Here is a 25,719-nt window from a genome sequence, read left to right as displayed (position 1 = left end):
CAAGATGGAGCAAGAGTTCGGGGTAAAGCCTGGCAGCTGGTAGGAACCGTAAATACCAGAACCATTATCTTTGCTTGGGATGATAGTTGGTGAAGATTTAATTAGAGGGCTTTGGTGGGAGCAGGGACTCTAGGTGGTGCCGCGTTTTAAAAAAATAAGACAACGCTGTGCATTTGTGAAACATGAGAAACGAAAAAGGACAAGAGAAATGATGAAGGTGAGTGTAATTGGTGGTGGTCATGGCTGTTATGCCGCGGCAGTGGAGATGGTCGAGAAAGGCTTCGATGTCGTGCTGTGGCGGCGAGATGGTGAGGCGTTGAGGGAACTGAAAGAGCTGGGAGGCATAGACGTCAAAGACGTCAAAGGCGAGCGACGTATTCCCGTCGGCGGGGGACGGGGAGAGCTGACCCTGACAGATGATTTGGCAGCCGCAGTGGAACATGCTCAGTTGTTGGTCATGCCGCTACCTTCGACCACTCACGAGAGCCTGGCAAAACAGATGGCCCCGCTATTCAAGGACGACCAGGTGGTGTTTTTGCCACCGGGGACCTTCGGTAGCTATCTGTTCTACCAGGCCATGCGCGATTCCGGCAATCAGAGTCGTGTGGCGTTCTGCGAAACAGGCACACTGCCCTACCTGGCGCGCAAGCACGGGCCGAATCGCGTCGTTATCAGCGTCTACGCTACACGACTACCGACTGGAGTATTTCCCAGCGCGTTGTCGGACCACGCCTTTAGCCTTCTTGGCAAGGCCTATCCCAGCGTCGAGCCCATCGAGGATGCTTTGAGTGGTGCGCTAATGAATGCGGGTCCCGTTATTCATCCACCGCTGATCATGATGAACGCCGGCCCTCTGCAGCATTTCGACGCTTGGGACATTCACAACGAAGGTACTCAGTCCTCGATCCGTAGCGTCACTTCCAGGCTGGACGGTGAACGTATCGCTGTGCGCGAAGCACTGGGGTATGGCCCTTCTCACTTCCCGCTTGCTAACCATTATGCCAGTGATGGTGAAGAATGGATGTACGGTCGAGGTGCCCACGGCAAGCTCACCGATAGCGGCGATTGGCGTGAAAACATCGACCTTCAGAGTCACCGGTACATGCTGGAGGACACCCGCTTGGGTCTCTCTTTCATCGTCTCTGTCGGTCGTTGGGCAGGGCAAGCCACGCCGGTCGCGGAAGGGCTGCTGAACCTGGCCTCGGCGATCACCGGTCGAGACCTCTACGCCGAGGGTCGTACCCTGGAGGCGCTGGGGTTGGCGGACCTATCCCAAGAAGCGATGCAGAAGTTGCTGGGTCAAGGCTCCCGTGCATGAAAGTTTCTGACCGAGGAGAGCGGTTATGACCGAGCGAATTTCTGTACTGGGTTCTGGACGCATGGGGGAGGGTATCGCGCTTGCATACATGCTGGCAGGTCGGGATGTGGTGATGGTCGACTTCAAGAAGCGAGACTCCGATGCGCGCGAAGTCTATTACGCTGCCATCGTCGATAGGCTGCGTGAAGAGTTGGCTTATCTCGAGGATAGAAGGATCGTCGGTTCGGGCGATATAGATATCATCATGTCGCGACTTAGCCTGGTCAGGCACAACCAGAAAGACCTGGTGTGGGATGATATCAAACTCGCTTTCGAGGCGCTTCCCGAAGTCAAGGAAATCAAGTCGGAAGCTCTCGGGTGGGCCAGTCGACATTTCAGCGACGATACGGTGATCGCCTCTACGACCTCGACCTTCCTGGTCACCGAGTTGGCCGAGATGGTTAGCCGCCCCGAGCGCTTTATGAATGCTCATTGGCTCAACCCGGCTCATCTGATGCCGTTGGTGGAGGTGAGTAAGGGAGCCATCACTGGAAAGGTGGCCATTGACTCCCTATTCGAGAGCCTCAAGGCCATAGGCAAGGTTCCAGTGCTATGCAACGCCTCGCCGGGCTATATCGTGCCGCGTCTTCAAGTGCTGATTATGAATGAGGCCGCGAGAATGGTGGAGGAGGGAGTGGCCAGTGCCAATGATATCGATACTGCCATTCGCACTGGGTTTGGGCTTCGCTACTCGGTGCTGGGTGTGCTGGAGTTCATTGATTGGGGTGGCGGAGATATCCTCTATTATGCTTCTAACTATCTTAGTGACGCCCTCGATGAACGCTTCCGGGCGCCTGAAGTAATTCATGCCAATATGCTCGAGGAGCGTCGTGGATTCCGCGACGGTCGTGGTTTCTTTGACTACGCCGGCGTCGATCTTGCTGAACGGCGTCGTTATCGCTCAGATGACTTTCTCGAGCGCCTTCGTCTGACTCAGTTGCTACCCGTGGTCGCTACTCCGGGCGGTTGATGAAACAACGAGGAACTTGCGATGAAAACAATTATACAAGCGACAAATAATCGGGCCAGGCTGTTCGCCTCATTCATGGGATTAGGTGCTCTGTTGACAGGCCAAGGGGTCGTTCAGGCTCAAGAAAGTGTTGTTCTGAATTACGCCTTCTTCGCCCCCGCACAGAGTTTTCCAGCTGTGCAGATGAAGCACTGGGCCGAGGAGGTGGAGGATCGAACTGACGGCCTCGTCTCGGTGAATCTTTTTCCAGGGGGAACCTTGCTGACGGCCAATAATATGTACGACGGCGTATTGAGTGGCGTGGCGGACATTGGTCTGTCGGCCACTTCCTACGAGCCTGGGCGATTTCCTCTGCTCAATCTGGCCGGCACTCTGCCTGGCCAGGAGGTAAACTCTGAAGTCGCAAGCCAAATGACCTTTCAGTTGATTCAAGAGTTCGAAGAGCATATGCCGGCATTCGACGATTTAAAGGTCATTGCTGCTTTCACTTCGGAACCGGCCTATCTCCAGACTCTCGATCCGATACGTAACCTGGAAGACTTGGAGGAGCTGGAGATTCGGATATCCGGTGACAACTCGATTGCTCTTGAGGCTTTAGGCGCAACGGCTATCGGTATGTCTCAGACGGATGCGGGTGAAGCATTGCAGTCCGGTATCATCGACGGCTACGCGGCATCCCGGGAAGTGCTGATGGATCTTAAGTTCGCGAGGATGGCCAAGTATGTAACCGACTATCCGTTGACAAATACATTGTTTGTTGCGGCGATGTCACGGGATAGATGGGATTCGCTTCCCGACGACGTTCGTCGCGTGATCAATGACCTGGCGCCAGAAATGTCGGCTTTTACTGGTCGTTATCTCGACGATCATATCCAGAACTCCTTGGAGTGGGCGCAAGATACACAGGGCGTCGAGATAGTTTCACTTTCCGAAGCAGAGCGTGAGCGCTGGAATGATCGCCTTTCCCCGGTCAGCGAAACACTACTTGATAATGTCGAGGGTCAAGGGCTTCCAGCGCGAGAATTTGCTCAAAGAATGCGCGAGCTGACGGAGAAGTATCGCACTCCCTGATTTGGCTATATACGAAAAAGGTGAAGGGACCTCGTGTGATAAGAAAGTCATGAGAGTCTGGCATGAGACTGCCATGGCGGTACATCCGAGATCCCCGCCTTTTCTCATACCGGCCTCATGACGGACTTCCGCCATCGCCGATGTGATCACCTCGGATGACCTGGAGTCGGCGTTTGCCGAGGCCGTCGCCAAGTTCCCTCAAAGGCAGTAGTGGTCCCTGGGGGATCGGCTACACGGCGGGCGCCCCAAGGTGGCGCTAGTCGTGAAGATGGGGTGAAGCCTCGTCGAGGCGCCATCTCGCGAGCGAGGCAGGAGCACGGCAGGGAACGATTTTTTTACCCGGGGATGCCCCCTTTTATGGCTCGATGGCTCTCGAGCCTTTCAGCATGACAACAATACGGAGCAACGCAGCGATGACATTCAATAACAAGCTCGCACTCGCCGTGGCCGTCGCCTCCATGTCTTCCCAGGTTCATGCCCTGGAGATCGCGGAGGTTGACGGAACGACATTCAGCGTCGGTGGCTATGTCAAGGCGGAAGGTATTTTCACCGACCCCGACGGTGGGGACAGGTACTTCGATGGTTCTGCCCGCCAGTCTCGGCTTAACTTCAAGGTGGACCGAGAGATCGAGGGGCATGATGTCACGGCCTTCGTGGAAGGCGACTTCTGGGACAATGCCACCGATACCAGCGATACGAGCTACGCCATGCGCTTGCGCCATGCCTATGTCAAGGTCGACAACCTGACGCTTGGCCAGACATGGACGGGACAGTTCTATGCATCGGCGCCGTTCGACGTTCGGGTTCTGGATTTCTATGGCACGGGCATCGGCACCATCGCGGGAAGCGGGGCCGTCGTGCGGCCCGACCTGGTCCTGCACTATACGACGGGCGGTTTCCGTTTCAGCTTCCAGGATCCGGTCTACAGCGATGCCGACGTCCCGGACATGGTGGCCTCATATACTCATCGAACCCAGGCAGGGCATGCGTTCAACCTGGCCGTCACCGGCCGGGAAGTCGAGACCGGTGTGGATGACTCGGAGTTCGGCGCCGCGATCTCCCTGGCGGGAAAACTGAACTTCGGCGACACTTCCGTCGCCTTGAGCGGCTACACGGGGGAGGGGAATAACGTACAAGCCGGCTGGGGCTATAACGGCGCGGCATCACCGGGCAGCATCGCACGCAAGGGAGAAGTCGACGCCAACGGCGATCTGGTCAGCACGACAGGCTTTTCCGCCGGTATCAGCCACCGCTTTACCGAGCGACTGAGTGGCAACGTGCGCTACGGGCAGGTGACCGCCGATGAGGTATCGCCGGCAGTGGAGGACGACACCCTGCAGGTGACCAACGTCAACCTGATCTACACCTACCTGCCGGGCCTGGACCTCGGCATCGAGTGGCGTGATCGCAACGCGCTCACCATGCCGCTGCGCCCGGGCGGCCAGCAAGTCGAGCTGATGGCCATGTATAGGTTCTAGCGGTGACTATCAGGTATTGGTGGTGCCGTCGGGTTTTATGCCTGCACTACCCGAGCGCTTCGGGGCCCGCTAGGGGCGATAGTGGTGCCAGATGGTTGGCAGCAGGATGACGGGCTCTACCTTAATATTCTGTAATTAAAGAAAATTTTATTTATTGGCCTCCTTATCGCTTAAGGAACTCGGGATTAGACTTAAGGCAAAATCGATCGAATCCGTGTGGTTTTGTTTGAAATTTCATGTGATATTGAGTGTATGTGATGCCAAAGCATCCGACACAACAACAAACGAGAGGTGGAACCCATGACAACGCAGCAGACCGTGACCACGATCTCCAGGCGCCTGACAGGCGCCGCTTGCCTGAGTGGGCTGATGGCTGGCTCGCTCTTCGCTGGCAGTGCCGCCGCTAGTGAGATCACCCTCAACTATGCCTTTTTCGCTCCCGCCCAGACCTTTCCCGCTGTGCAGATGGAGCACTGGGCCGAGGAGCTGGAGCGTCGCACCGACGGCCGCGTTTCGGTAAATACTTTCCCGGGTGGCACTCTGCTGTCCGCTGGTAACATGTATGACGGCGTGCTGAGCGGTGTCGCCGACATTGGCCTCTCCGCGACTTCTTATGAGCCGGCACGTTTCCCCTTGCTCAATCTGGCCGGCAATCTGACGGGGATCGATGTTGATTCCACGGTCGCAAGCCAGGTGGTGTACGACCTGACACAGGAGTTCCCCGCCGACCAGCTGGGCCTCGAGGACTTCAAGGTCATTACCGCCTTTACGTCCGAGCCGGGCTATCTCCATACCCGAAATCCCGTGACCTCTCTGGACGACCTCCAGGGTCAGGAGATCCGTGTTCCCGGTGACAGTACCGAAGTGATGGAGGCACTGGGTGGTGTCCCCGTGGGGTTATCTCAAGCCGAGACCGGTGAGGCCCTCCAGGCTGGAGTGGTAAATGGATATGTCGGTTCTCGCGAGACTCTGATGGACCTGCAATATGCACGCAGTGTTCAGTATGTCACCGACTATCCACTGACCAACGTTGTCATGGTCGCTGTCATGAGTCGTCAGCGCTGGGAGTCTCTTCCCGAGGATGTACGACAGGTGATCGACGAGCTGGGAGGCGAGATGGCGCACTTCGCCGGTGATTATCTGGATAGTCATATCGAAGAGTCGCTGGCCTGGGCCGCCGAGAGTCACGGCGTCGAGACCCTCGCGCTGAGTGACGAGGAGGCGGAGCGTTGGTCTGAACGCCTGGAACCCATCAACGAGGCGCGCCTGACGAAGGTGGCCGAGATGGGCCTGCCCGCCGTGGCGTTCCACTCGCGCATGCAGGAGCTGGTCGAGAAGTATCGTCAGCCCTGAGGTGCGAGGAGCACGGGACCGGCGGCGAGCACGTCGCTGCCGGAAGTGACCGACCCTGCGAGGCATTCGTCCTATGTATCGATGTAATCTACTGATCAGTCGCGTCTTGCTGCTTGGGGCCGGCCTGGCCCTGTTAGCCATCGTTGCCCTGGTCGCCATCAATATCGTCATGCGCCAGGTAACGTCGTCCTTCGGCGGTACGACCGAGGTCGTCGGCTGGCTGACCGCGGTGGTGGTCGCGTTTTCCCTTGCCCATGCCCAGCTGAACAAGGCCCATGTGGAGCTGGACATCCTGGTGGCGCGGTTTCCCGTTCGGTTCCAGGCGGTGCTCCAGGCCCTGGTGGCATCGGTGAGTCTGCTGTTCTTCAGCATGGTGGCCATCAAGCTCTGGGAGTACGGCTATGGGGCCATGCAGCGTGGCATGACCTCCCAGACGCTGCGGTTACTCCTCTATCCGATGATCTATCTGGTAGCCCTCGGCTTCTCCGCCTTCTGCCTGGCTCTGCTGATGGATGTCTTCGATAGTTTGAAACGAGTGGTGATGAAATGAGCATGACCCTGATAGCGGTGGTCGGCATCATGGCCCTTTTCCTGCTGATCCTGCTCAAGATGCCGATCAGTTTCGCCATGTTTATTGTCGGTTTCTTCGGGATGCTGCAGATGACCAGTCCGATGGCCGCCTACAACATCGTCAGCTCGGGAATCTGGGAGCAGCTTTCGGCCTACTCGCTGAGCGTGATACCGCTGTTTATTTTCATGGGCGAGCTGCTCTTTCGCTCGGGAATTACAGAAAAGATCTTCGCCTCTGCCTATGCCTGGATCGGTCATCGACGCGGCTCCATGGCGACCACGACGATCCTTAGCAGTGCAGGCTTCGCGGCGGTCAGTGGCTCCAATACCGCCACGGCGGCCACTGTCGGAACCATAGCCCTGCCGGAGATGAAGAAGTTCGGCTATCACCGGGCACTCAGCGCGGGAAGCGTCGCCACCGGTGGCACTCTGGGGGTGATCATTCCTCCCAGCTCAGTATTGATCGTGATCGCCCTGCAGGCGGAGCTGGCGATTCGTGACCTGTTTATTGCCAGCATCGTGCCCGGGTTGCTCTTGGTTACGCTGTTCGTGATGACCATCGTATGGCTCTGTCGTAAGAATCCGTCCATGGCCCCCGCCGGGGAACGCGCCACCTGGTCCGTGCGGCTGGCATCGCTCAAGGGGGTGCTGGAGATCGCGGCGCTTTTCGCCCTAGTATTGGGGGGGCTCTTCGCCGGCTGGTTTACCTCCACCGAGGCAGCTGCCGTGGGCTGTGTGGGCGCGCTGGCCATCGTTGCCCTCCAGGGGCGACTGTCCTTGGAAGTGCTGCAGGAGGCCTTGGCTAATGCCCTCAAGTCGTCGGCGATGATCCTGATGTTGGTGGCCGGCGCCGTGGTCTTCGGGCGTTTCCTTACGGTGACGCGCCTGCCCTTTCTGGTCGGAGAGTGGGCCGCGTCTCTGCCCCTCCCGGCAGTTCTGATCATGGCTTGTGTGCTGATGATCTACGTGATTGGTGGAGCCCTGATGGATGCCATGGGCTTCTTGATCATCTCGATTCCGATCTTCTTTCCGGTGGCGTTGGCGCTGGGCTATGACCCTATCTGGTTCGGTATTCTGGTCTGTATTGTCACGAGTATGGGGGCAATTACGCCGCCGGTGGGTGTCAACGCCTTTATCGTCAAGAGTCTCGATACGGAGCTCAGTATCGGTGAGGTCTTCCGTGGAGTGGGCTACTTTATGCTGCCCTACTTGGTCTGCATCTTGCTGTTGTTGGCGATTCCCGAGCTGATCCTTTTCGTGCTCTAGGGATGGAGAGTGCCGGGACATCAATAAAGATGTCTTGAGATATTTATTATAAATTTCATGTGAAAAATACATAAAGGCTTTGGCATGACCTCTGTGATCGAAAACCTCGCCCTGGGGCGAGGCCCCAAGCGGGTGGTGGTCAAGGACACCATCGATATCGCCGGTCACCCGACTCGGGCCGGATCGGCGGCCCTGGCGGAGGCGGCTCCTGCCGGGCGTCACGCGGAGATCGTCGCGCGAATCCTGGCGGCGGGTTACCGCATCGTCGGTAAGGCGAACCTGCATGAACTGGCCTTCGGCATGACCGGCCTCAACGCCTGGACCGGTACGCCCGAGAACCCGCGATTCCCGGCGCTGATCCCCGGAGGTTCTTCCAGCGGGTCTGCAACGGCAGTGGCTGCCGGGCTAGCCGACATTGGTATCGGCACCGATACCGGTGGTTCGGTCCGGCTGCCGGCAGCTTGCTGCGGCCTCTATGGCCTCAAGCCGACCTTCGGACGTCTCGATCGTCGCGGCGTGATGCCGGCGATCAGCAGTCTCGATTGCGTGGGGCCCATCGCTGCGGATCTGGAAGAGTTGATCGCCTTCATGGCTGCGGTGGATTCCGGTTTCGCCATGCCAGCGACGCAGGGACCGCCCCGGGTGGCGCGGCTCGACGTCGAGGCCGATGACGCCATTCAGGACGCCGTGGACGAGGGGCTCGAGGCCTCGGGGCTGCCCATGGCGCCGGCCGCACTGGCGCTGCTGGATGAGGCCTATAACGCGGCCATGGCGGTGATCAATCGAGAGACCTTCGATGCATGCTCAACCTGGCTGGAGGGAGGCCGTATCGGTGCCGATGTGGCCAGGCGTTTGCGATTGGCGGGAGAAACCACCGATGCCGAGGTGCGCGAGGCCGAGGGGGTGCGTCACGCCTTTGCCGCCGAGGTGGATCGGCTGTTCGAGGCTTATGACCTCCTCGCGCTGCCGACCCTACCGCATGCGCCCTTGACCCGTGAAGCCGCTCAGGCGGGGCAGCAGGATCTGACGATTTCCGCGCTGCTGCGCCCCTTCAACCTCTCTGGACACCCGGCACTGACCCTGCCCCTGGCGTCTCGAGAGGGATACCCGATGGCGCTGCAGCTGGTGGGGCGGCGTGGTGGTGATGCCGGCCTCTGTCGAGCCGCTCTTCACCTGGCCGTCGCCTCACGGGCGAACGCCACCGCATAAAACAACAGGAGAATGCTCATGCATAGCACTGTCGACAAATCCCAGTGGGGCGGCGAAGCCCGTTTCGATGCCCTGCTCGACAAGATCCGCCAGCGTCGCGAGGAGTTCGAAGCCCAGCGACATATCCCTCAGGACATCATCGAGGAATTCCAGGCCATCGGTGTCTATCGCGCCATGGTTCCGGGCGGTTACGGCGGTGATGAAAGGTCTCCCGCCGAGTTCCTGAAGATGGTTGAGGCGATCTCGGCGGCGGATGGCTCTGCCGGCTGGGTGGCCAGCTTCGGCATGAACCCCGCCTACCTGGCCGCGTTGCCCGAGGAAACGCTGCAGGAGGTGTGGCGGGACTCTCCCGATGTGGTCTTCGCCGGTGGCATCTTCCCGCCCCAGCCCGCCGAGCGGGTCGATCGCGGCTTCCGCATCAAGGGGCGTTGGAAGTTCGCCAGTGGCTGCATGGGCGCCTCCCTGTGCGGGGTGGGCATCCTGCCCGAGGAGGAGGGAGCCTTGCCGCGCATGGCGGTGCTGCCTCGTGACGAGGTGGCGATCGACCCTACCTGGAACATGCTGGGCATGGTGGCCACCGGTAGCCATGACCTGGTGGTCGAGGAAGCCTATGTACCGGAGGCCTGGACCTTTGTGCGCGGCGCTAAGCCCTCCGTGGATGCGCCCTTCTTCCGGTATCCCTCGCTGGCCTTCGCCGCCCAGGTATTGGCAGTGACGACCCTGGGCCTGGCGCGTGAGGCGCTGGATATCGTGCGTGCCATGGCCGGCGGGCGCAAGTCCGTTACCGGGGCCCCCAATCTGGGCGAGCGGGAGTATGCCCAGATCACCCTGGGCAAGGCCGAGGCCCGGGTTCGCGCAGCACGAGGGTTCTTCTACGACAGCACCGAGGCCGCTTGGGCGACCATCGAAGCCGGGGGGGAGCCGAACCGCGAGCAGGTCAATCTTTTGCGCCTCTCCACGACTCACCTGACCCAGGAATGCGCCGAGGCGATTCGTAGCGTCTACCAGATCAGCGGCATGACCGGGGCCGACAACGGCCATCCCCTGTCGCGAATCCTGCGCGATTCTCAACTCTGCACCCAACACGCCTTCATGGGCGAGATCACCTGGAAGAACGCCGGAGCCATCTTCTTCGGCCATGACCCCTTGCCGGGCTACCTGTGACCGGCCACCTCCCCACTGACGAACGGAGATTACCACTATGAATCGCGTACTGTTCTGCATTGGCATCAACCAGAATTTCATGGATGCCCCCGCCGAGGAGGGCAAGCAGGTCTGGCAGGCCTTCAGCCAGATGATGCAAGGCATCGACGAGCTGCCCGGCGTCAACATTCTGGGAATCATGGATGACGACCGCATCATGGTTGGCCCTTCCGCCACCGCGCCCTGGACCGCCTACATCATGGCCGACGTGCCGGACTACGAAAGCGTCGTGGCGGCCTGCAATTTCTTCCGTACCACGCCAGTGGGCGACGGCACCTACAAGCTGTGGAAATACGCTCGCGTCGAGGCACGCATCGGCCGTGAGCTGGTCGTTCCCGAGTGACTCGCCAGCGGATGATTCATCGTAACGGATGAGGACAGGACCATGACTCAATTGATCGATATCGAAAACGTCACCGCCGACCCCGGCCACCTGGTGGAAGAGGGGCGTGTTCACAAGAGCCTCTACTCGAATTCCGAGCTCTTCGAGCAGGAACTGGACAAGATCTTCAATCGCACCTGGGTGTGGGTGGCCCACGAGAGCGAGGTGGCAGAGGCCGGCTCCTACAAGACCGCCCATGTCGGTCGACAGCCGGTGATCGTCAGCCGTGATCGCAAGAAGAACATCCATGTGTTGCTCAACCGTTGTCGTCATCGCGGCGCCACGGTGTGCGAGGGAAAGCGGGGCAAGACCCGCGCCTTTACCTGTCCCTATCACGGCTGGGGCTATTCCCTGGATGGCGAGCTGCGTGCCATTCCCAAGCCGGAACAATACGACGGCGTCATCGACAAGCAGGAGCTGCCGCTGGAACGCCTGCGCCACGAGTCCTATCAGGGGATGATCTTCGCCACCTTCAATGAGGATGCCGAGCCGCTGGAGGAGTTCCTGGGCGGGGCCAAGAAGTGGATCGACCTCTTCATGAAGCAGTCCGGCGGCTATCCGATGCAGGTGCTTGGTGACCACCGCTTCCGCTTTCCCGGTAACTGGAAGATCCAGCTGGAGAACACCACTGACGCCTACCACTTCCCTATTGTCCACAAGTCCTTTATCTCGTCGCTGGACGACCAGACATCCGAGGTCTTCGACTTCCTCGACGGCGAGGGCTTCGTCGAAGACCTGGGCAACGGCCATAGCGTCATGGTGATGATCCCAGAGCTGGTCGACCTGGAAGCCAACCTCGACGACCCCATCCCCGAGCGTTTCGCGGAGCTGGCCGTGGCACTGCGTGACGAGGGCCATGACGAGGCCAAGGTGCGTCGCCTGGTGCGCGCCGTGGGTGGTTCCGGCTTCAATCTCAATCTCTTCCCCAATGTGGCCTGCTCCATGGCCTTCTTCCGGGTGCTGACGCCGGTCAGCGTCGATGAGACCGAGATCCATCATGTTGCCATCGGTGGCGCTGGGGCCCCGGCCCCCTTCAATCAGACGCGCATGCGTCTCCACGAGCATTTCCAGGGCCCCATGGGCTTCGGCACCCCCGACGACGCCGAGGGCTGGGAACGCGTGCAAAAGGGCTCCCTGGCCGGTCCCGACGGCTGGATTTTGGTCAACCGTGGCCTCGAGCGCATGCAGCCCTCCGCAGACGGCAACCCCGCCGGTGCGGTCTGTTCCGAGGTCGGTATGCGCGCCGCTTACCAGATGTGGAAGCGACTGATGAGCGACGAGGCAGGGGAGTAAACACCATGGCAGACAACATGTTTCAGCAGGCGATCGATTTCATCAACCAAGAGGCCGACCTGCTCGATCACAAAGCCTATTCCGAATGGCTTGGGCTCTGGGAGCGAGACGGTAAGTACGTGGTGCCGGTGGATATCCACGAGACGGATTTCGCCAACACCCTCAATTTCGCCTATGACGACCACGCCATGCGCGAGATGCGGGTCGCGCGACTGCAGAACGGTGAGTCGGTTTCCAGTGTGGCCCAGGAGGGCACGGTGCGCAGCATGTCTCGTTTTCGGCTGCTCGATGAGGACGACCAAGCAATCCGCTTGCGCTGCGCCATGTTCCTGAGCGAGGTGCGCCTGGCCAAGCCGCTGCTCTATCCCGCCAATGTGGAGTATCGCCTGACCAAGACCTCCAAGGGGTTGCGCCTGCACACCAAGGTGGTGCGCCTGCTCAACGCCGGCCATCACCTCAATACCGTCGCCTTTATCTTCTGAGGAGGAAGCCATGCAACCGATTGCCGTGATCACCGGGGCAGCCCAAGGACTGGGCAGCCTCATCGCCGGCCAGCTACTTGCGGAGGGTTTCCATGTAGCCATCACCGATCGTGACCGTGAAGGGGCCGAGCGCCTGGCCAGGGAACTCGACCCCGAGGGTGGACGGACCCTGGCTTTGGGGCTGGATGTGACCCGCAAGGAAGATTTCACCGCGGCCCTGTCGGAAGTGGAGGCGCATCTCGGTGCTCCCACCGCCTTAGTCAACAACGCCGCCATGACCCCGACGACTCCGGTGATGGAGATCACACCGGAGGAGTTCGACGCAGTGGTGGCTATCAACCAGCGCGGCACCTTCTTCGGTTGTCAGGTGTTCGGCGACTACTTCGCCGGTCGTGGCTACGGGCGCATTGTCAATATCGCCTCCTTGGCGGGACAGAACGGTGGCACCGCCTCTGGTGCCCACTATGCCGCCAGCAAGGGCGCCATCCTGACCCTGACCAAGGTCTTTGCCGGCCAGTTGGCGGGGGCCAATGTCACCGTCAATGCGGTGGCGCCGGGGCCTCTGGATCTGCCGTCGGTGCGCGCCGCGGTACCCCCCGAAAAGCTGACGGACATCATTGATCGTGCAATTCCGGTCAAGCGCCTGGGTAATCCGACCTTCGTGGCCACGACCGTGGCACGGCTGCTGGGCGACGAGGCCGATTTCGTAACCGGGGCGGCCTGGGATATTAACGGCGGCATCCATATGCGCTAGCCGCCCGTCGGCGAGGAGCAAATCATGACACAAGACACCCTGACCCTGAGGGTCGTCCGACGCCAGGAGCACACCGATGAGATCGCGGTGCTAGAGCTGGTCACCGTCGACGGCTCCGCCCTGCCGCCCTTCGAGGCGGGGGCACATATCGACCTGCACCTTGGCGAAGGACTGGTGCGTCAGTACTCACTGAGCAATGCCCCCACCGAGGGGGACCGCTATCGCCTGGGAGTGCTCAATGATCCCGATTCCCGCGGTGGGTCGCGGGCGGTCCACGAGCGCCTTCATGAGGGCGTGGAGGTGGTGGCGAGCGAGCCGCGCAACCACTTTCCCCTGGCCGCCACGGCGGAGCACAGCCTGCTGGTGGGTGGGGGCATCGGCATTACCCCGATGATCGCCATGGCGCATGCGCTCAAGGTCGCCGGTCGTTCCTTCGAACTTCACTACTGCTGTCGTTCCCGGGACAAGGCGGCTTTCCTCGTCGAGCTCGAGGGCACCTTCGGCGATTCCCTGGTGCTGCACTTCGACGACCAGGGGGCGGAGCAGCGCCTCGATATCGAGGCGCTGCTCGCCGCTCAGGGCGACGCCGCCCACCTATACGTCTGTGGCCCCTCGGGATTCATGGATTGGGTGATCGGTACCGCCGGAGAGGCGGGCTGGCCAAACGAGCGTGTGCACTTCGAGTACTTCAATGCCGAAGTCGACACCAGTGGCGGCGCCTTCGAGGTGGAGGCCGCGGCCAGCGGCGTCAGTGTCTGGGTCGAAGAGGGAATGTCCATCGCTCAGGCGCTCAAGGACGCCGGGGTCAAGGTGGACGTTTCCTGCGAGGAAGGAGTCTGCGGCACTTGTATCTGCGATGTGCTGGAGGGAACCCCGGACCACCGAGACCATTTCCTCAACGACGAGGAAAAGGCCGACAACGATCAGATGGCAGTGTGCTGTTCGCGAGCCAAGAGCGAGCGGCTGGTCATCGATCTGTAGCGCAGCCGAATGGGGAGGACACGAAGATGGGGATGTGGAAACGGCGTTGGTGCGAGCGAGCCTTGGACGTCTGTGGCCTCTGCCTGCTGGCGATCGCCTTCGTGATTGCCGCGGGGGTGGCGATGCACCTCCTAGGTCTGTCCCGGCTACTCGATTTCGAGCGTTCCTACTGGCTGGTGGGGCAAGCGATTACCTTCAATAGCCTGATGGGCCTGCAGGTGTTGCTCTTCTCCATGGCCATCATGCTGGCCATCGCGCCGGTGTTGTTGCTGGACCGACATGTGCGAGTCGATGTGCTGCATGGGCGTCTCTCGCGGCGCGGGCAACGCCGGCTCGAGCTGGTCGGTCACCTGGGCTTCGCGCTCCCCTTTTTCGGTGGCCTGCTGTGGCCCGCCTGGCGCTTCGTCGAGCGTGCCTTCGTGACTGGTGAGCGCTCGATGGACGGCGGTCTGAACGATATCTATGTAATCAAGGCGATGCTGCCCATGGGCATCGTGATGATCCTGGCGGCATTGCTCATCGTGATCGCAGCCCTGCTGCGTGGGCGTACCCCGCGGGAGGTGCTCCATGGCTGAGCTCTGGATGCCTCTGGCGATGGTGGCGCTGCTCTTTGCCGGCATACTCTCCGGCTATCCCGTGGCGCTGGTGCTGGGAGGCACCTCGACGCTGTTCCTGCTGCTTTCCGACCTACCCATGGCCTTCGTCAATCTGATGCTGACACGGGTCTATGCCAACGCCTTAAGCAATTGGCTCTATGTCGCTATCCCCATGTTCATCCTGATGGGGCTGCTGTTGGAGCGCACTGGGTTGGCGCGGAATGCTTTTCGCGTCAGTGAGCGGCTGCTGCATCGCCTGCCGGGGCACCTCTCGCTGACCGTGCTGTTCGTGGGTGGGCTGTTGTCGGCAACCACCGGAGTGGTCGGCGCCTCGGTCGTGCTGCTATCAGTGCTGGCATTGCCTAGGATGCTCGATGCAGGCTACTCGGCCCGTGCTTCCTCGGGGCTGATCTCGGCCTCGGGAACGCTGGCGATCCTGATGCCCCCCTCGGTGATGCTTATCGTCCTGGCCAGCCTGGTCTCGGTGCCTGTCGGACAGCTTTTCCGTGCTGCCCTGGTGCCAAGCGCTCTGTTGATCCTGTTCTATACCCTCTACTCGCTGATCAGTGCCTGGGATTCGGCGCGCAAGGAGCCGGAACCCGAGTTCGCCCGGCGACGGCAGGACGAGAGAATGTCCACCCCATGGCGGGACGCCCTGGCGCTCTCTCCCTTTGTGGTGCTGATTCCCCTGGTGCTGGGGGCAATCATTACCGGAGTTGCTACACCCACCGAGGCAAGTGGTATCGGCGTGGTGGCGGTGCTGCTGTTTGCCTGGTTGACCGGTAAGGCGCGCCTGGTCTCGGTGCGGGAGGCGGCCCGGGAAACCGCCGTCGCCACCGCCATGATCATGCTGCTGGTGATCACCGCGACTTGCTTCTCGCTGATCTTCAAGGGCGTCGGCGGCGACCGATTGATCCTCGCGGCCCTGGGGCTGCTGGGCGCGAGCGACTGGAGTGCTATCTTCTTGATTCTGCTGCTGGTTTTCCTGCTCGGCTTCTTCCTGGACTGGCTGGAGATCTCGCTGATCCTGATGCCGATCTTCGTGCCCATCGTCGCCCAGCTCGAGCTCGACAACGACTTGGGAGGCGGCGCCTTGATGGTGTGGTTCGCGGTACTCTTCGCCATCAACCTGCAGACCTCGTTTCTTACCCCGCCCTTCGGCGTCTCGCTGTTCTACCTCAAGGGCGCCATGGGCGATCGTGTAGCCACCATCGATATCTATCGCGGCGTGATCCCATTTATCGCCATGCAGTTGCTGGTGCTGCTGATAATTCTGCTGTTTCCCGCGGTGCTGCTGCTCTAGCGGTGTGCCTAAGGATTCACCCCGAACCCCCCATTCAGGAGCCCGACAATGAACAAGACCCTGACCCCATCCATCGCCATCGTAGGGGCCGTCCTGGCCTCCAGCGGAGCCTTGGCCCAGACCCTGACACTGCAGTCGGCCTTTCCCTTCAGTCTGGAGGTGATCGACGACTCCATTCATCGCTTCGTCGAGGATGTCGAGACCGCCACGGGAGGAGAGCTGAGCTTCACGCCCTACGATGCCGGGGCTTTCTCACCGCCTTTCGAGATCCTCGCGAATGTCGGCAACGGCAGTCTGGACGCCGGCTGGTCGGCGGCCAGCTACTGGGCCGGCCAGCTCCCCGCCGCGGCCCTGTTCCAGAGCATTCCCTTCGGGCCCGATGTGCCCCAATACCTGGCCTGGCTCTATGGCGGTGGTGGCATCGAGCTGTGGGAGGAGCTCTATCGGCCCTACAACGTGGTGCCGATTCCCTGTGGCTCGATGATCTCCGAGGCAGGGGGCTGGTATGTCGATGAAATCACCGGTGTCGATGACCTGAATGGCATGAGTGTGCGCATCAGTGGGCTCGGTGGCGAGGCGATGAGTCGGCTGGGGGTATCCCCAGTCTCCCTGCCTGCCGGCGAGACCTTTCTTGGCCTCGATACCGGGCGCATCGGCGGCGCGGAACTCAGCTTTCCGACCATCGATACCAGCGTCGGCTTCCAGGAAGTGGCGAACCACTACTACTTCCCAGGCTGGCATCAGCCCGGAAGCCTCAACGAGCTGATCGTCAACGCTGACGTCTGGGATGGCCTGAGTGAGGGCCAGCGCCAGGCCGTTCGTCATGCCTGCAGCGATCTCAGTATTCATATGTATGCCCAGGACATGCAGGCCCAGTCGTCGGCCTTACAGGAGTTCCGCCAGGCGGGGGTCGAGGTGGCGCGTTTCCCCGAGGCGGTGCTGGAGGCATTGCGTGGGGCATCCACCGAGGTGCTGGCAGAGAACGCCGCCGAGGATGACGACTTCCGTCGCGTGCTCGAGTCCTACCGGGCCTTCAGCGAACGCTACGAGGAATACCGGGAGCTGACCGATTTCTAGCACCGGGCCCTGGCCGAAGCGGGGGCAAGTTAACATATTCTGATAGGAGTCATGAAATGCCTACTGTCCATGTGTACATGATGTCGGGCCGTACCCAGCCCCAGAAGGAAACCTTGATCCGCGAAGTGACGAATGCCGTTATGACATCCGTCGATGCCCCCGAGAAGAACGTGCGGGTGATCATTAGCGAGATTCCCAAGGGCGACTACGGCATCGGCGGGACCACCGGCGAGAAGTTAGGGCGCTGAAGACGATTACATGACTGTAATGGAGGATGGACGATGAGCCTCGATACGAGAGATTTCCGCCGGGCCCTAGGCAAGTTCGCCACCGGGGTCACCGTCGTCACTACCCGGGATGCTGATGGCGAGCATTTCGGTGTCACCGCGAGCAGCTTCAATGCGGTGTCGATGGACCCGCCGCTGATTCTATGGAGCATCGACAAGGGGGCATACAGCCTGCCCGCCTACCGGGATGCGGACCACTTCGTGGTCAATGTACTGAGCAACGAACAGGTCGATATCTCCAACCGTTTCGCGAGCCGTGGCGAGGACAAGTTCTCCGGGATCGACACCGGGGAAGGGGTGGGTGGCGTCGCCAAGATGAAGGATGCCGCCGCTCATTTCGAATGCCGTACCTGGAACGTCTATGAGGGTGGCGATCACCTGATTATCGTCGGTGAGGTGGTGCGCTATAGCTATCGAGACGCCGGTAGTGCCCTGGTGTTCCACAACGGCCGTTATGCTGTGCCCGAGCCGCACCCCATGATGCTGCCCGTGGACGAGAAGAGCTCTCCGGATGGTCGCCTGGGCAAGCATCTGCTGTACCTGATGCGTCAGGCTCTCGCCGCCTATCGCGCCGATTTCTATCCGCGACTGGGCAGCCTCGGTGTCAACGACAAGGAGTGGCGGGTGCTGACCCTGCTGGCGGATCGCGGCCCCCTGGAGACCGAGGTCCTGGGCCGTCGCGTGGCCCAGCCTCTGGCGGATCTCGACGATACCCTGAACGGCCTGCTGGAGCGTGACCTGGTGGCCATCGAGGGCGAGAGCCGAGTGACGCTAAGCGAGGCGGGCCGGGCGCTGGCATTGCGGCTGCTGACCATGGCCGATGATTACGAGAAACGCCTGCTCGAGGAGCTTGAGCCCGCCGAAGTCGACACCGTCAAGACGGGGCTAGGACGGGTGATTGAACGTCTCGGCGTCTCACTATAAGGCGAACACGCTGAATTCCCCCAGGCCTGAGGGCTTAGACAGTCGGCGGGGTGGTAAGCCCGGCTCGCCGTAATAGTAAAGGAGGAAGACATGCCGGAAGTATCGAATGCCGAATGGCAGGCCATGATGGCACGTATCGAGACGCTGGAAGCCGAGGCGGAGATTCGCCGGCTTCAGGCACGCTATATGTTCCTTTGCGACACACCGCTTCCCGAGTTCGGCATCAAGGAAGATGTTAAGCGTATCGACGCGATCATGGCACTCTATAGCGAAGAGGCCGTCTGGGAGGGGGTCGGCGATTATTACGATAACCAATTCGGTCGCCTCGAGGGGGCGGCGGCTATTCGTCGCCACTTCGAGAACTTCTGGGGGCAGAAACGCGATCCCGAACTGCTCTTGAACGTGCACTACCTGACTTCGGAGCAGATTCATGTCAGCGGCGATAGTGCGGAAGGTCAGTGGGTGCACTGCCAACCATGGATCTTCTCCGATGGCTCTTCGCTGTTGCGCTCGTCGCGACTTAACAATGCTTTTCGTCGCGAACCGGACGGTTGCTGGAGGATCACTCGAACCCGCACCGAGAATGTCTTCGTAGCACCACTCAAGGAAGGTTGGGCCAGTGACTTTGCGAAAACGTCGGTCTTGATGAGAGAAGCCTAGCCATCAAGGCCAGCGTGCCGTGAGGCCTTGGCCTGTGGGGCCGGTAGCGACCTCCTTCAGGCCAAGGTTTTGCCTTCTCAGGCAGGAAGGCGGCCCTGCCAGTGGCCTTGCCCATCGAGGGCCGGCTGCTGGCAGATGTGGCCATATGCTAGAATAATCAACTATTTCTTCGGAATGGCATGGGCCCATGGCTGACAAGGATGCACTTTCACCCTCCTTCTTCCCCCTGTCGGAGGGTTTTCGCTCTAGGGATTACCCCTTCTACTGGATCGCTCGCCTGAATGCGAAGTACAGCGCCGATATGGATGCCCTGCTCAAGCCAAGGGGACTGAGCTCGTCCAAGTGGAGAGTTTTGATGATCCTGCATGAGCATGGTCGGCTCAGTATGTCGGATATCGCCATCCATACCGTGGCCAAGCTTTCGACTATTACTAAGATCGTCTACAAGATGCAGGAGGCTGAACTGGTCGTTACTGCACCTTCCGACGAGGACCGCCGCGTCACAGAAGTGGTGTTGACCGAGCAGGGGGAAGAGTACCTGGAGGTGGCCAGGGAGATGACTCACCGCCTGGTGGAGAAAGCTTTCCATGGGCTGGATGCCGAGGAGATCGTGACGTTGAACCGCTGCTTAGGCAAGATTTTCAATAATCTGAATTCGATATAGCCGCCTGGAAGGCTTGTGCTTGCATTTGCCATCCCTCGTTGCTGGCGATTCCCCCTATCGCTATGGCTCCCGGCCAGTCTCCGGAGGCAGCCCGCTCACGCCCTACGGCGGAGGGCCTACCTGGGGGCCATCCCCGCCCAATGGCCTCTGAAAGGATGGTGTTCAATTGCTTCGCTATAGCTGGCGGGAGCATTCGTCTTCCCGTCAGGGAGGCACGGCCTTCGGAAGCGGGACTGACTAGTCAACTCCGTCCCGGTCCTTGACCTCGTAGTCGCCCTCGAGGACGTCGCGCTCCCGTTTCCCGGTGCGTTCGTCTCGGCCGCGAGATTGCCGGTAGTGCGTTTCCTGGTAATGCGTCTCGCGATATGACGTGCCACCGCCCACGTCCTGGGCCTGGTCGGCGCGCATGCGTTCCATGCGCTTCTTCATGCGATGGCGCAGGAAGGGCAGCATCAGCCAGCCGATCAGCAGGAAGACCAGGCCGATCAGGGTGCCGACGATCATCATGGCGCCGAACAGCAGCCAGGTGAGGATCATGCGCGGCCCGCTCATGCCCCGGGTGGGGCGCGCCCGGCGCGCCCGCTCCCGCCATTGCTCGGCCGCCAGCCAGGCGGCATTCTGGTCACGCCCTTGGCGTCGATCAGTCATTTTCCACTCCCGTGACCTTCATGTTGTGATCGAGGCGCAGCTCGATCTCGCGGTCGTCGGCGTCTCGGCCTTCGATCTCGATGGTGCCTCCGTCATCGACATCCAGCGTCGAGAATCGTTGCAGGCCGGCCCGGTGGGCGTTGGCCAGCGCCTGGCGGAGCTGGTCGCCGGTCAGGCTCCAGTCCGGGATCTGGCTCTGGCGCTGGGCCTCATGAAGCAGGTTACCATCCTCGGTTCGCATGTCGACTTCGAGCCGCCAGCCGTCGTCGCGCCAGCCTTCCAGCTCGAGGCGATGCCCGTCGTCGAGGTCGAACTCCTCATAGTGACTGAAGCCATACGCCTCCGCGCCATCCAGCAGGCGCAGCAGGTCGTCCTGGGTCAGGCTGCCGTCGTCGGCCATGGCGGTTCCCGTCATGCCGGTCATGCCGGCCAGGGTCAGGGGGGCGATCCATTGGGTCAGCGTCTTCATTGCGGCTCTCCTTGACGTGAGCGAGGCCTCATTGCCTCGGGTATCGTTATCGCACCGTGCAGCTTGCCGTGGGCTGACGGCCTCGTTCATGATCGGTTCATGTCGCGGCGCATCTTTCATGCTCGCCAGACGAGCCTGCCGCGATGCGTCTGTCCCTGGGCTGACGGGAGTGTTCATGGTGTGTTCATGCCGCTTCTGGCAGTCTTCCCGCATGAAGATGCTTTTCCCGAAAGGCGCCGCCGAGGCGAGCCTGATACGGCAGCCGGGCCGCTGGTGGCTGGCTGCCGGCCTGCTGATCGTCGCCTTGGGTGGGTCGGCGGCCGGTGCATGGGCCGATGACGACGAGTCGTGGCAGTCGCTGCACGAAGCGGTGCGCGACGGTCGCATCGTGCCCTTGCCCGAGGTGCTCGATTGGCTCGAGGCGCACTATGAGGGCCAGGTGCTGGAAGTAGAGCTGGATAGCGAGGACGGCGAGCGCCGCTATGAGATCGAGATGCTGGGACCCCAGGGCCAGCTGGTCGAGTTCGAATTCGATGCCGCGACCGGCGAGCTGGTGGGAATCGAGGGAGTGAACATCGAGGGCATGCGACGCCAATGAAGGTACTGCTGATCGAGGATGATCGGGCCCTGGCCGAGGCGCTCGGCGAGGCGCTGGGCGATGCCGGCCTGTTGGTCGAGACCGCCGGCACCGGCGGCGATGGCGACTATCTGCTGCGCACCGAGCGCTATGACGCCGTGGTGCTTGACCTTGGCCTGCCCGACGGCGACGGCACTCGCTGGCTGGCCCAGTGGCGGGAAGATGCCATCGACCTGCCGGTGCTGGTGCTGACCGCCCGCGAGCGCTGGTCCGACAAGGCCGCCGGCTTCTCCGCCGGCGCCGACGATTATGTCACCAAGCCCTTCGAGACCGCCGAGGTGCTGTTTCGCCTGCATGCGCTGGTGCGGCGAAGCCATGGCCATGCCCATCCGGTGCTGTCGGCCGGCCCCCTGTCCTACGACACCCACACCGGCAGCGTGACCCTGGCCGGGCGGCCGGTCTCGCTCACCGCCCAGGAGACGCGACTGTTGGCCTACCTGATGCACGCCGCGCCGAGGGTGGTCAGCCGCAGCGAGCTGGCCGAGCATGTCTACGACCGCGACCACGAGCCCGATTCCAACGTCATCGATGTCCAGATCAGCCGGCTGCGCCGCAAGCTGGGTGGCGAGCGCATCGAGACCCGGCGCGGCCAGGGTTATCGCCTGGTAGCGGTGGAGGGTGAGGGCGCGTGATCCCGACGCGCTGGAGTCTGGCGCGGCGCCTGCTGCTGGCCGCGGGGGTACTGGTGCTGGTGGTGCTGCCGCTGGCCGGGGCCGGGCTCGCCTATACCTTCCGCGAGTCGGTGACCGCGTCCTTCGATGAGCGTCTGGATTCGATGATGCGCGTGCTGTTGGCGGCGGTGGAGCGCGACCCCCTGGGTGGCGGGCTGTCCGTGGCCCCGGCCCTGGGTGATCCGCGCTTCGACCGGGTGTTCTCCGGCTGGTACTGGCAGGTCGGCGACGGCGAGGGCCTCACCCATGTCTCCCGCTCGCTGTGGGACCAGCGGCTGCCGCTGCAGGAAGCGGCAGCGGGGGTCGTGCGGCGCGATATCACCGGCCCCCGCGGCGAGTCGCTGCGCTTGATCGAGCGGCGCGTCCGCCTGGCCGGCTATCCTCGTCCTCTGAGGGTCGGGCTCGCGGTGTCGCGACAGGAGCTGGACGCGGAAGTGGCGCGCTTCGAGTGGCTGCTGTGGCTGTCGTTGCTGGCACTGGGCGTTCTGCTGCTGGGTGGGCTGGCGGTGCAGATTCGCTGGGGGCTGGCGCCGCTGCGCCGGCTGCACGTCGACCTTCGCGCCGTGGAGACCGGCCGAGCGGAGCGTCTCGGCACCCGCCTGCCGGCTGAGTTGGCCGAGCTGGCCGGCGCCATGAACGAAGTCCTGGCCCGCGACCGCCGGCTGATCGAGCGCGGCCGCGCCGCGGCCGGCAACCTGGCGCATGCCCTCAAGACGCCGATCAGCGTGCTGCGCACCCTGGCCGACCGTCATCCCGAACCGCAGCGCCAGCGGGTCCGCGACGAACTCGCGAGGCTCGACGAGGCGGTGCGGCATCACCTGGCGAGGGCCTCGGCCGCGGGGGGCGCCTCGCTGGCCGGACCGGTGCCGATCGCCGAGGTCCTGGCGCCGGTGGTCGATGGCCTGAGTCGCCTCGCCGAGCGGCGCGGGATCGAGCTCGACGCCGAACTGGCGCCCTCGCTCCGGGTGCGCGTGGACGCCCAGGACCTGCAGGAGATGGTCGGCAACCTGCTCGAGAACGCCCTGCACTGGGCTCGGGAAAGGGTGACGCTGCGCGTGGTGGTCGTCGACGGTGAGGCCTGCCTCGACGTCGAGGATGACGGCCCGGGGATGACGCCCGAGCAGCGCGAGGCGGCGTTGGCGCGGGGCGCGCGGCTCGACGAGCGACGCTCGGGAAGCGGCCTGGGCCTGGCCATCGTCGAGGACCTGATGGCACTCTACGACGGCCGACTGACCCTCGAGACGGCGCCGCTGGGCGGGCTGGCCGCGCGCATCCGGCTGCCGCTCGGCGCGGCGGCATGAGTCACCCCGCCGGCGTCCTTCACGCCGTTCCCGGCATCACCTCAAGCGTCGGCCTGCCATAGGTCGGCGACGATCTCGTAGCTCCTCAGGCGATCCTTGAGGCCGTAGACATCGGTGTGCAGCATCAGCTCGTCGGCGCCGGTTGCCTCGAGGAAGGCCTCGAGGCCCTCGTGCACGGTCTCCGGACCGCCGATCACCGCCGCCCCCAGGAACTGCTCGACCTGGGACTGTTCCAGCGGCGTCCAGTCCATGCGTTCCACCGGTGGCAGCGCCTGGGTGCGGCGGCCGCGCACCATGCCGAGGAATTTCTGGTAGGCGGTAGTGGCCAGGTACTCGGCCTGGAGATCGCTGTCGGCGGCGATCACCGGCAGGCCGACCATGGCATGGGGGGCGTCGAGCACCGCCGAGGGTTGGAAGTTGTCGCGGTAGACGCGCAGCGCCTGATGCAGCTGGGCCGGCGCGAACTGGGCGGCGAAGGCGAAGGGCAGGCCTTCACGGGCCGCCAGGCGGGCGCTGTAGTCGCTGGAGCCCAGCAGCCACAGCGGCACCCGGGTGCCCTGTCCGGGCACGGCGCGAACCCGTTGACCGGGTTGCTCCTCGTCGAGGAAGCCCTGCAGTTCGGCCAGGCGCTGGGGAAAGTCGTCGACGCCGGCGAACGGATCCCTGCGCAGTGCCGCCATGGTGGCGGCGTCGGCGCCCGGGGCGCGGCCCAGCCCCAGGTCGATGCGCCCCGGGTAGAGCGTTTCCAGGGTACCGAACTGCTCGGCCACCACCAGTGGCGGATGGTTGGGCAGCATGATACCGCCGCTGCCGACCCGGATGCGCGAGGTCTGACCCGCGACATGACCGATCAGCACTGCGGTGGCGGCGCTGGCGATGCCATCGATGCTGTGGTGCTCGGCCAGCCAGAAGCGCTCGAAGCCGCGGCCCTCGGCCAGCTGGGCCAGGGCCACGCTGTCGTGAAAGCTGTCGGCGGCGCTGCCGCCCTGGCGGATCGGCGCCAGGTCGAGCACCGAGAGGGGAATGTCCTTGAGGCGGGGCATGGGGGCTCCATTTATTAGCTTGCTCAAGAGTGATATGGGGACGATCGGTCGTCGGCTCAATGGGACACTGGTCTCGCGTCCCTGGGCCCCGTAAGCTCAGGGCTCAGAATGCAATACGGATTTCGCTGATGGCTTCCCCGCGCTCCCGCCCTCCGACACGCCGCCGGGGGGCGACACGTCGTCGTATGCGGCGGCGCTTCGACTGGACGGGTCTCGATCGCTGGCTGGATCGCCTGGTCGCCTTGGCCGTGGTCACCGCCCTGGTGGTCGGTGGCTCGGCGCTGGTCGTCAGCCTGGTGCTGTAGCCCGATAGCGCGGCGAGGAGGCTGACGCCGCAATCGGGATATGAGCGTTATGGGAGAGCGGTATGCGAGGAAGGGGGCTGGTCTTGCTGTTGGGGCTGGTCGGCGTCGGCATCGCCTTCGACAAGGGCGTCTGGACGCTGCCCGCCGGCTGGAACCCCTGGCAGCCGCTGTCGGTGGAGGATCCGCTGACCCCGGTGACTCGCTGGAAGCTCGGGCGGCTGCAGGGCGACCGCGAGACCTGCCTGGCGGTGCTGGCGCGCGCCCCCGAGGCTGCGCTTTCCTACGCGCCGCTGGTCGATCACACCCCGGTGGCGGGCTGCCCGCTCGAGAACGTGGTGCGGCTGGAGCGGGCGGGGGTCGCCTTCGGATCGAGCTTCGTGGCGGCCTGTCCGATGGCAGTGGCATGGCTGCGCTACGAGCGCCATCGCCTGCAGCCCGCCGCCCGGGCGCTGTTTGGCCAGCCCGTGGCCATGGTCGAGCACTACGGCAGCTTCGCCTGCCGCAATATCTATGGGCGCGAGCAGGGGCGGCGCAGCCAGCACGCCACGGCGGAGGCGCTGGACGTGTCGGCCTATCGGCTCGACGACGGCCGACGCATCGAGGTACGTCGCGACTGGGGCGACGATGACGCCGCAGGGGAGTTCCTCCGGCGGGCCCGGCAGGGCGCCTGCGATGTCTTCGGCACCGTGCTGGGACCCGACTACAACGCCGCCCACGCCGATCATTTCCATCTCGCCATGGGCGGCTATCGGGTCTGCCGCTGAG

At 62.6% G+C, this 25,719-nt stretch carries 28 protein-coding genes; 25 read left to right on the top strand and 3 right to left on the bottom strand.

Annotated elements, in window-relative coordinates:
* The first annotated feature begins 208 nt into the window (after nt 1-208).
* From FHR96_RS02255 to FHR96_RS02155, 21 genes are all read left to right on the top strand, one after another.
* The gene (locus FHR96_RS02255) at nt 209-1,318 is read left to right on the top strand and encodes an NAD/NADP-dependent octopine/nopaline dehydrogenase family protein (protein WP_246392725.1); all 1,110 of its coding nucleotides are present in this window, start codon (nt 209-211) and stop codon (nt 1,316-1,318) included.
* Nucleotides 1,319-1,343: 25 nt separating this feature from the next.
* Nucleotides 1,344-2,327: a 3-hydroxybutyryl-CoA dehydrogenase gene (locus tag FHR96_RS02250; protein WP_183386006.1), complete on the top strand. Its 984-nt coding sequence runs from the start codon at nt 1,344-1,346 to the stop codon at nt 2,325-2,327.
* Nucleotides 2,328-2,348: 21 nt separating this feature from the next.
* Nucleotides 2,349-3,398, top strand: coding sequence for a TRAP transporter substrate-binding protein (locus FHR96_RS02245; RefSeq protein ID WP_183386005.1), 1,050 nt, complete (start codon nt 2,349-2,351; stop codon nt 3,396-3,398).
* A gap of 413 nt (nt 3,399-3,811) precedes the next feature.
* Nucleotides 3,812-4,876: a porin family protein gene (locus FHR96_RS02240; protein ID WP_183386004.1), complete on the top strand. Its 1,065-nt coding sequence runs from the start codon at nt 3,812-3,814 to the stop codon at nt 4,874-4,876.
* Nucleotides 4,877-5,176: 300 nt separating this feature from the next.
* Nucleotides 5,177-6,229, top strand: a complete 1,053-nt coding sequence (locus FHR96_RS02235; protein ID WP_183386003.1) for a TRAP transporter substrate-binding protein — start codon at nt 5,177-5,179, stop codon at nt 6,227-6,229.
* Nucleotides 6,230-6,302: 73 nt separating this feature from the next.
* The gene (locus FHR96_RS02230; protein ID WP_183386002.1) at nt 6,303-6,779 is read left to right on the top strand and encodes a TRAP transporter small permease; all 477 of its coding nucleotides are present in this window, start codon (nt 6,303-6,305) and stop codon (nt 6,777-6,779) included.
* Nucleotides 6,776-8,065, top strand: a complete 1,290-nt coding sequence (locus tag FHR96_RS02225) for a TRAP transporter large permease (protein WP_183386001.1) — start codon at nt 6,776-6,778, stop codon at nt 8,063-8,065. The genes FHR96_RS02230 and FHR96_RS02225 overlap by 4 nt, the downstream gene beginning before the upstream one ends.
* A gap of 84 nt (nt 8,066-8,149) precedes the next feature.
* Nucleotides 8,150-9,274, top strand: coding sequence for an amidase (locus tag FHR96_RS02220; protein WP_183386000.1), 1,125 nt, complete (start codon nt 8,150-8,152; stop codon nt 9,272-9,274).
* An 18-nt stretch (nt 9,275-9,292) separates the two neighbouring features.
* Nucleotides 9,293-10,438, top strand: coding sequence for an acyl-CoA dehydrogenase family protein (locus FHR96_RS02215; protein WP_183385999.1), 1,146 nt, complete (start codon nt 9,293-9,295; stop codon nt 10,436-10,438).
* A 37-nt stretch (nt 10,439-10,475) separates the two neighbouring features.
* Complete coding sequence (locus FHR96_RS02210; protein WP_183385998.1) at nt 10,476-10,820, top strand: IacB protein; 345 nt, start codon at nt 10,476-10,478, stop codon at nt 10,818-10,820.
* Nucleotides 10,821-10,862: 42 nt separating this feature from the next.
* A complete protein-coding gene (locus FHR96_RS02205) occupies nt 10,863-12,152 on the top strand; it encodes an aromatic ring-hydroxylating oxygenase subunit alpha (protein ID WP_183385997.1) in 1,290 nt (429 codons plus the stop codon).
* Between the two features lie 5 nt (nt 12,153-12,157).
* Nucleotides 12,158-12,634 carry an aromatic-ring-hydroxylating dioxygenase subunit beta gene (locus FHR96_RS02200; RefSeq protein ID WP_183385996.1) on the top strand — a complete coding sequence of 159 codons (477 nt, stop codon included), beginning with the start codon at nt 12,158-12,160 and terminating at the stop codon, nt 12,632-12,634.
* Nucleotides 12,635-12,644: 10 nt separating this feature from the next.
* Nucleotides 12,645-13,388 (top strand): SDR family NAD(P)-dependent oxidoreductase, encoded by a 744-nt coding sequence (locus FHR96_RS02195; protein WP_183385995.1) that lies wholly within the window; start codon nt 12,645-12,647, stop codon nt 13,386-13,388.
* 24 nt (nt 13,389-13,412) lie between these two features.
* Nucleotides 13,413-14,369 carry a PDR/VanB family oxidoreductase gene (locus FHR96_RS02190; protein ID WP_183385994.1) on the top strand — a complete coding sequence of 319 codons (957 nt, stop codon included), beginning with the start codon at nt 13,413-13,415 and terminating at the stop codon, nt 14,367-14,369.
* 26 nt (nt 14,370-14,395) lie between these two features.
* Nucleotides 14,396-14,944: a TRAP transporter small permease subunit gene (locus FHR96_RS02185; protein WP_183385993.1), complete on the top strand. Its 549-nt coding sequence runs from the start codon at nt 14,396-14,398 to the stop codon at nt 14,942-14,944.
* Entirely contained in the window at nt 14,937-16,268 is a 1,332-nt protein-coding gene (locus FHR96_RS02180) for a TRAP transporter large permease (RefSeq protein ID WP_183385992.1), read from the top strand. The genes FHR96_RS02185 and FHR96_RS02180 overlap by 8 nt, the downstream gene beginning before the upstream one ends.
* 48 nt (nt 16,269-16,316) lie before the next feature.
* Nucleotides 16,317-17,345, top strand: a complete 1,029-nt coding sequence (locus FHR96_RS02175) for a TRAP transporter substrate-binding protein (RefSeq protein ID WP_183385991.1) — start codon at nt 16,317-16,319, stop codon at nt 17,343-17,345.
* Nucleotides 17,321-17,593 (top strand): 2-hydroxymuconate tautomerase, encoded by a 273-nt coding sequence (locus tag FHR96_RS02170; protein WP_343066315.1) that lies wholly within the window; start codon nt 17,321-17,323, stop codon nt 17,591-17,593. Before FHR96_RS02175 ends, FHR96_RS02170 begins: the two co-directional genes overlap by 25 nt.
* Nucleotides 17,594-17,626: 33 nt before the next feature.
* The gene (locus FHR96_RS02165; protein ID WP_183385989.1) at nt 17,627-18,556 is read left to right on the top strand and encodes a flavin reductase; all 930 of its coding nucleotides are present in this window, start codon (nt 17,627-17,629) and stop codon (nt 18,554-18,556) included.
* A 90-nt stretch (nt 18,557-18,646) separates the two neighbouring features.
* The gene (locus tag FHR96_RS02160; RefSeq protein ID WP_183385988.1) at nt 18,647-19,216 is read left to right on the top strand and encodes a nuclear transport factor 2 family protein; all 570 of its coding nucleotides are present in this window, start codon (nt 18,647-18,649) and stop codon (nt 19,214-19,216) included.
* Nucleotides 19,217-19,403: 187 nt separating this feature from the next.
* Nucleotides 19,404-19,880: a MarR family winged helix-turn-helix transcriptional regulator gene (locus FHR96_RS02155; RefSeq protein WP_183385987.1), complete on the top strand. Its 477-nt coding sequence runs from the start codon at nt 19,404-19,406 to the stop codon at nt 19,878-19,880.
* Nucleotides 19,881-20,117: 237 nt separating this feature from the next.
* Here FHR96_RS02155 and FHR96_RS02150 read toward each other — a convergent pair whose 3' ends face one another.
* Both FHR96_RS02150 and FHR96_RS02145 read right to left on the bottom strand, forming a co-directional pair.
* A complete protein-coding gene (locus tag FHR96_RS02150; protein ID WP_183385986.1) occupies nt 20,118-20,528 on the bottom strand; it encodes a hypothetical protein in 411 nt (136 codons plus the stop codon).
* Complete coding sequence (locus tag FHR96_RS02145) at nt 20,521-20,997, bottom strand: PepSY domain-containing protein (protein ID WP_183385985.1); 477 nt, start codon at nt 20,995-20,997, stop codon at nt 20,521-20,523. Before FHR96_RS02145 ends, FHR96_RS02150 begins: the two co-directional genes overlap by 8 nt.
* Before the next feature lie 211 nt (nt 20,998-21,208).
* Here FHR96_RS02145 and FHR96_RS02140 point away from each other — a divergent pair, with 211 nt between their 5' ends.
* Genes FHR96_RS02140 through FHR96_RS02130 form a run of 3 tightly spaced genes read left to right on the top strand, consistent with a single transcriptional unit; the run spans nt 21,209 to nt 23,606 of the window.
* Complete coding sequence (locus FHR96_RS02140) at nt 21,209-21,595, top strand: PepSY domain-containing protein (RefSeq protein WP_343066309.1); 387 nt, start codon at nt 21,209-21,211, stop codon at nt 21,593-21,595.
* Nucleotides 21,592-22,266: a response regulator transcription factor gene (locus FHR96_RS02135; protein WP_183385984.1), complete on the top strand. Its 675-nt coding sequence runs from the start codon at nt 21,592-21,594 to the stop codon at nt 22,264-22,266. Before FHR96_RS02140 ends, FHR96_RS02135 begins: the two co-directional genes overlap by 4 nt.
* The gene (locus tag FHR96_RS02130; protein WP_183385983.1) at nt 22,263-23,606 is read left to right on the top strand and encodes an ATP-binding protein; all 1,344 of its coding nucleotides are present in this window, start codon (nt 22,263-22,265) and stop codon (nt 23,604-23,606) included. Before FHR96_RS02135 ends, FHR96_RS02130 begins: the two co-directional genes overlap by 4 nt.
* A 41-nt stretch (nt 23,607-23,647) precedes the next feature.
* Here FHR96_RS02130 and FHR96_RS02125 read toward each other — a convergent pair whose 3' ends face one another.
* A complete protein-coding gene (locus tag FHR96_RS02125; protein ID WP_183385982.1) occupies nt 23,648-24,649 on the bottom strand; it encodes an LLM class flavin-dependent oxidoreductase in 1,002 nt (333 codons plus the stop codon).
* Between the two features lie 367 nt (nt 24,650-25,016).
* Between FHR96_RS02125 and FHR96_RS02120 the strand changes: the two genes are divergently transcribed.
* A complete protein-coding gene (locus FHR96_RS02120) occupies nt 25,017-25,718 on the top strand; it encodes an extensin-like domain-containing protein (protein WP_183385981.1) in 702 nt (233 codons plus the stop codon).
* Nucleotide 25,719 lies beyond the last annotated feature (1 nt).

The organism is Halomonas organivorans (genome assembly GCF_014192055.1).
GTDB classification, from domain to species: domain Bacteria; phylum Pseudomonadota; class Gammaproteobacteria; order Pseudomonadales; family Halomonadaceae; genus Halomonas; species Halomonas organivorans.
This window is presented reverse-complemented; position numbering and strand designations above follow the sequence as displayed.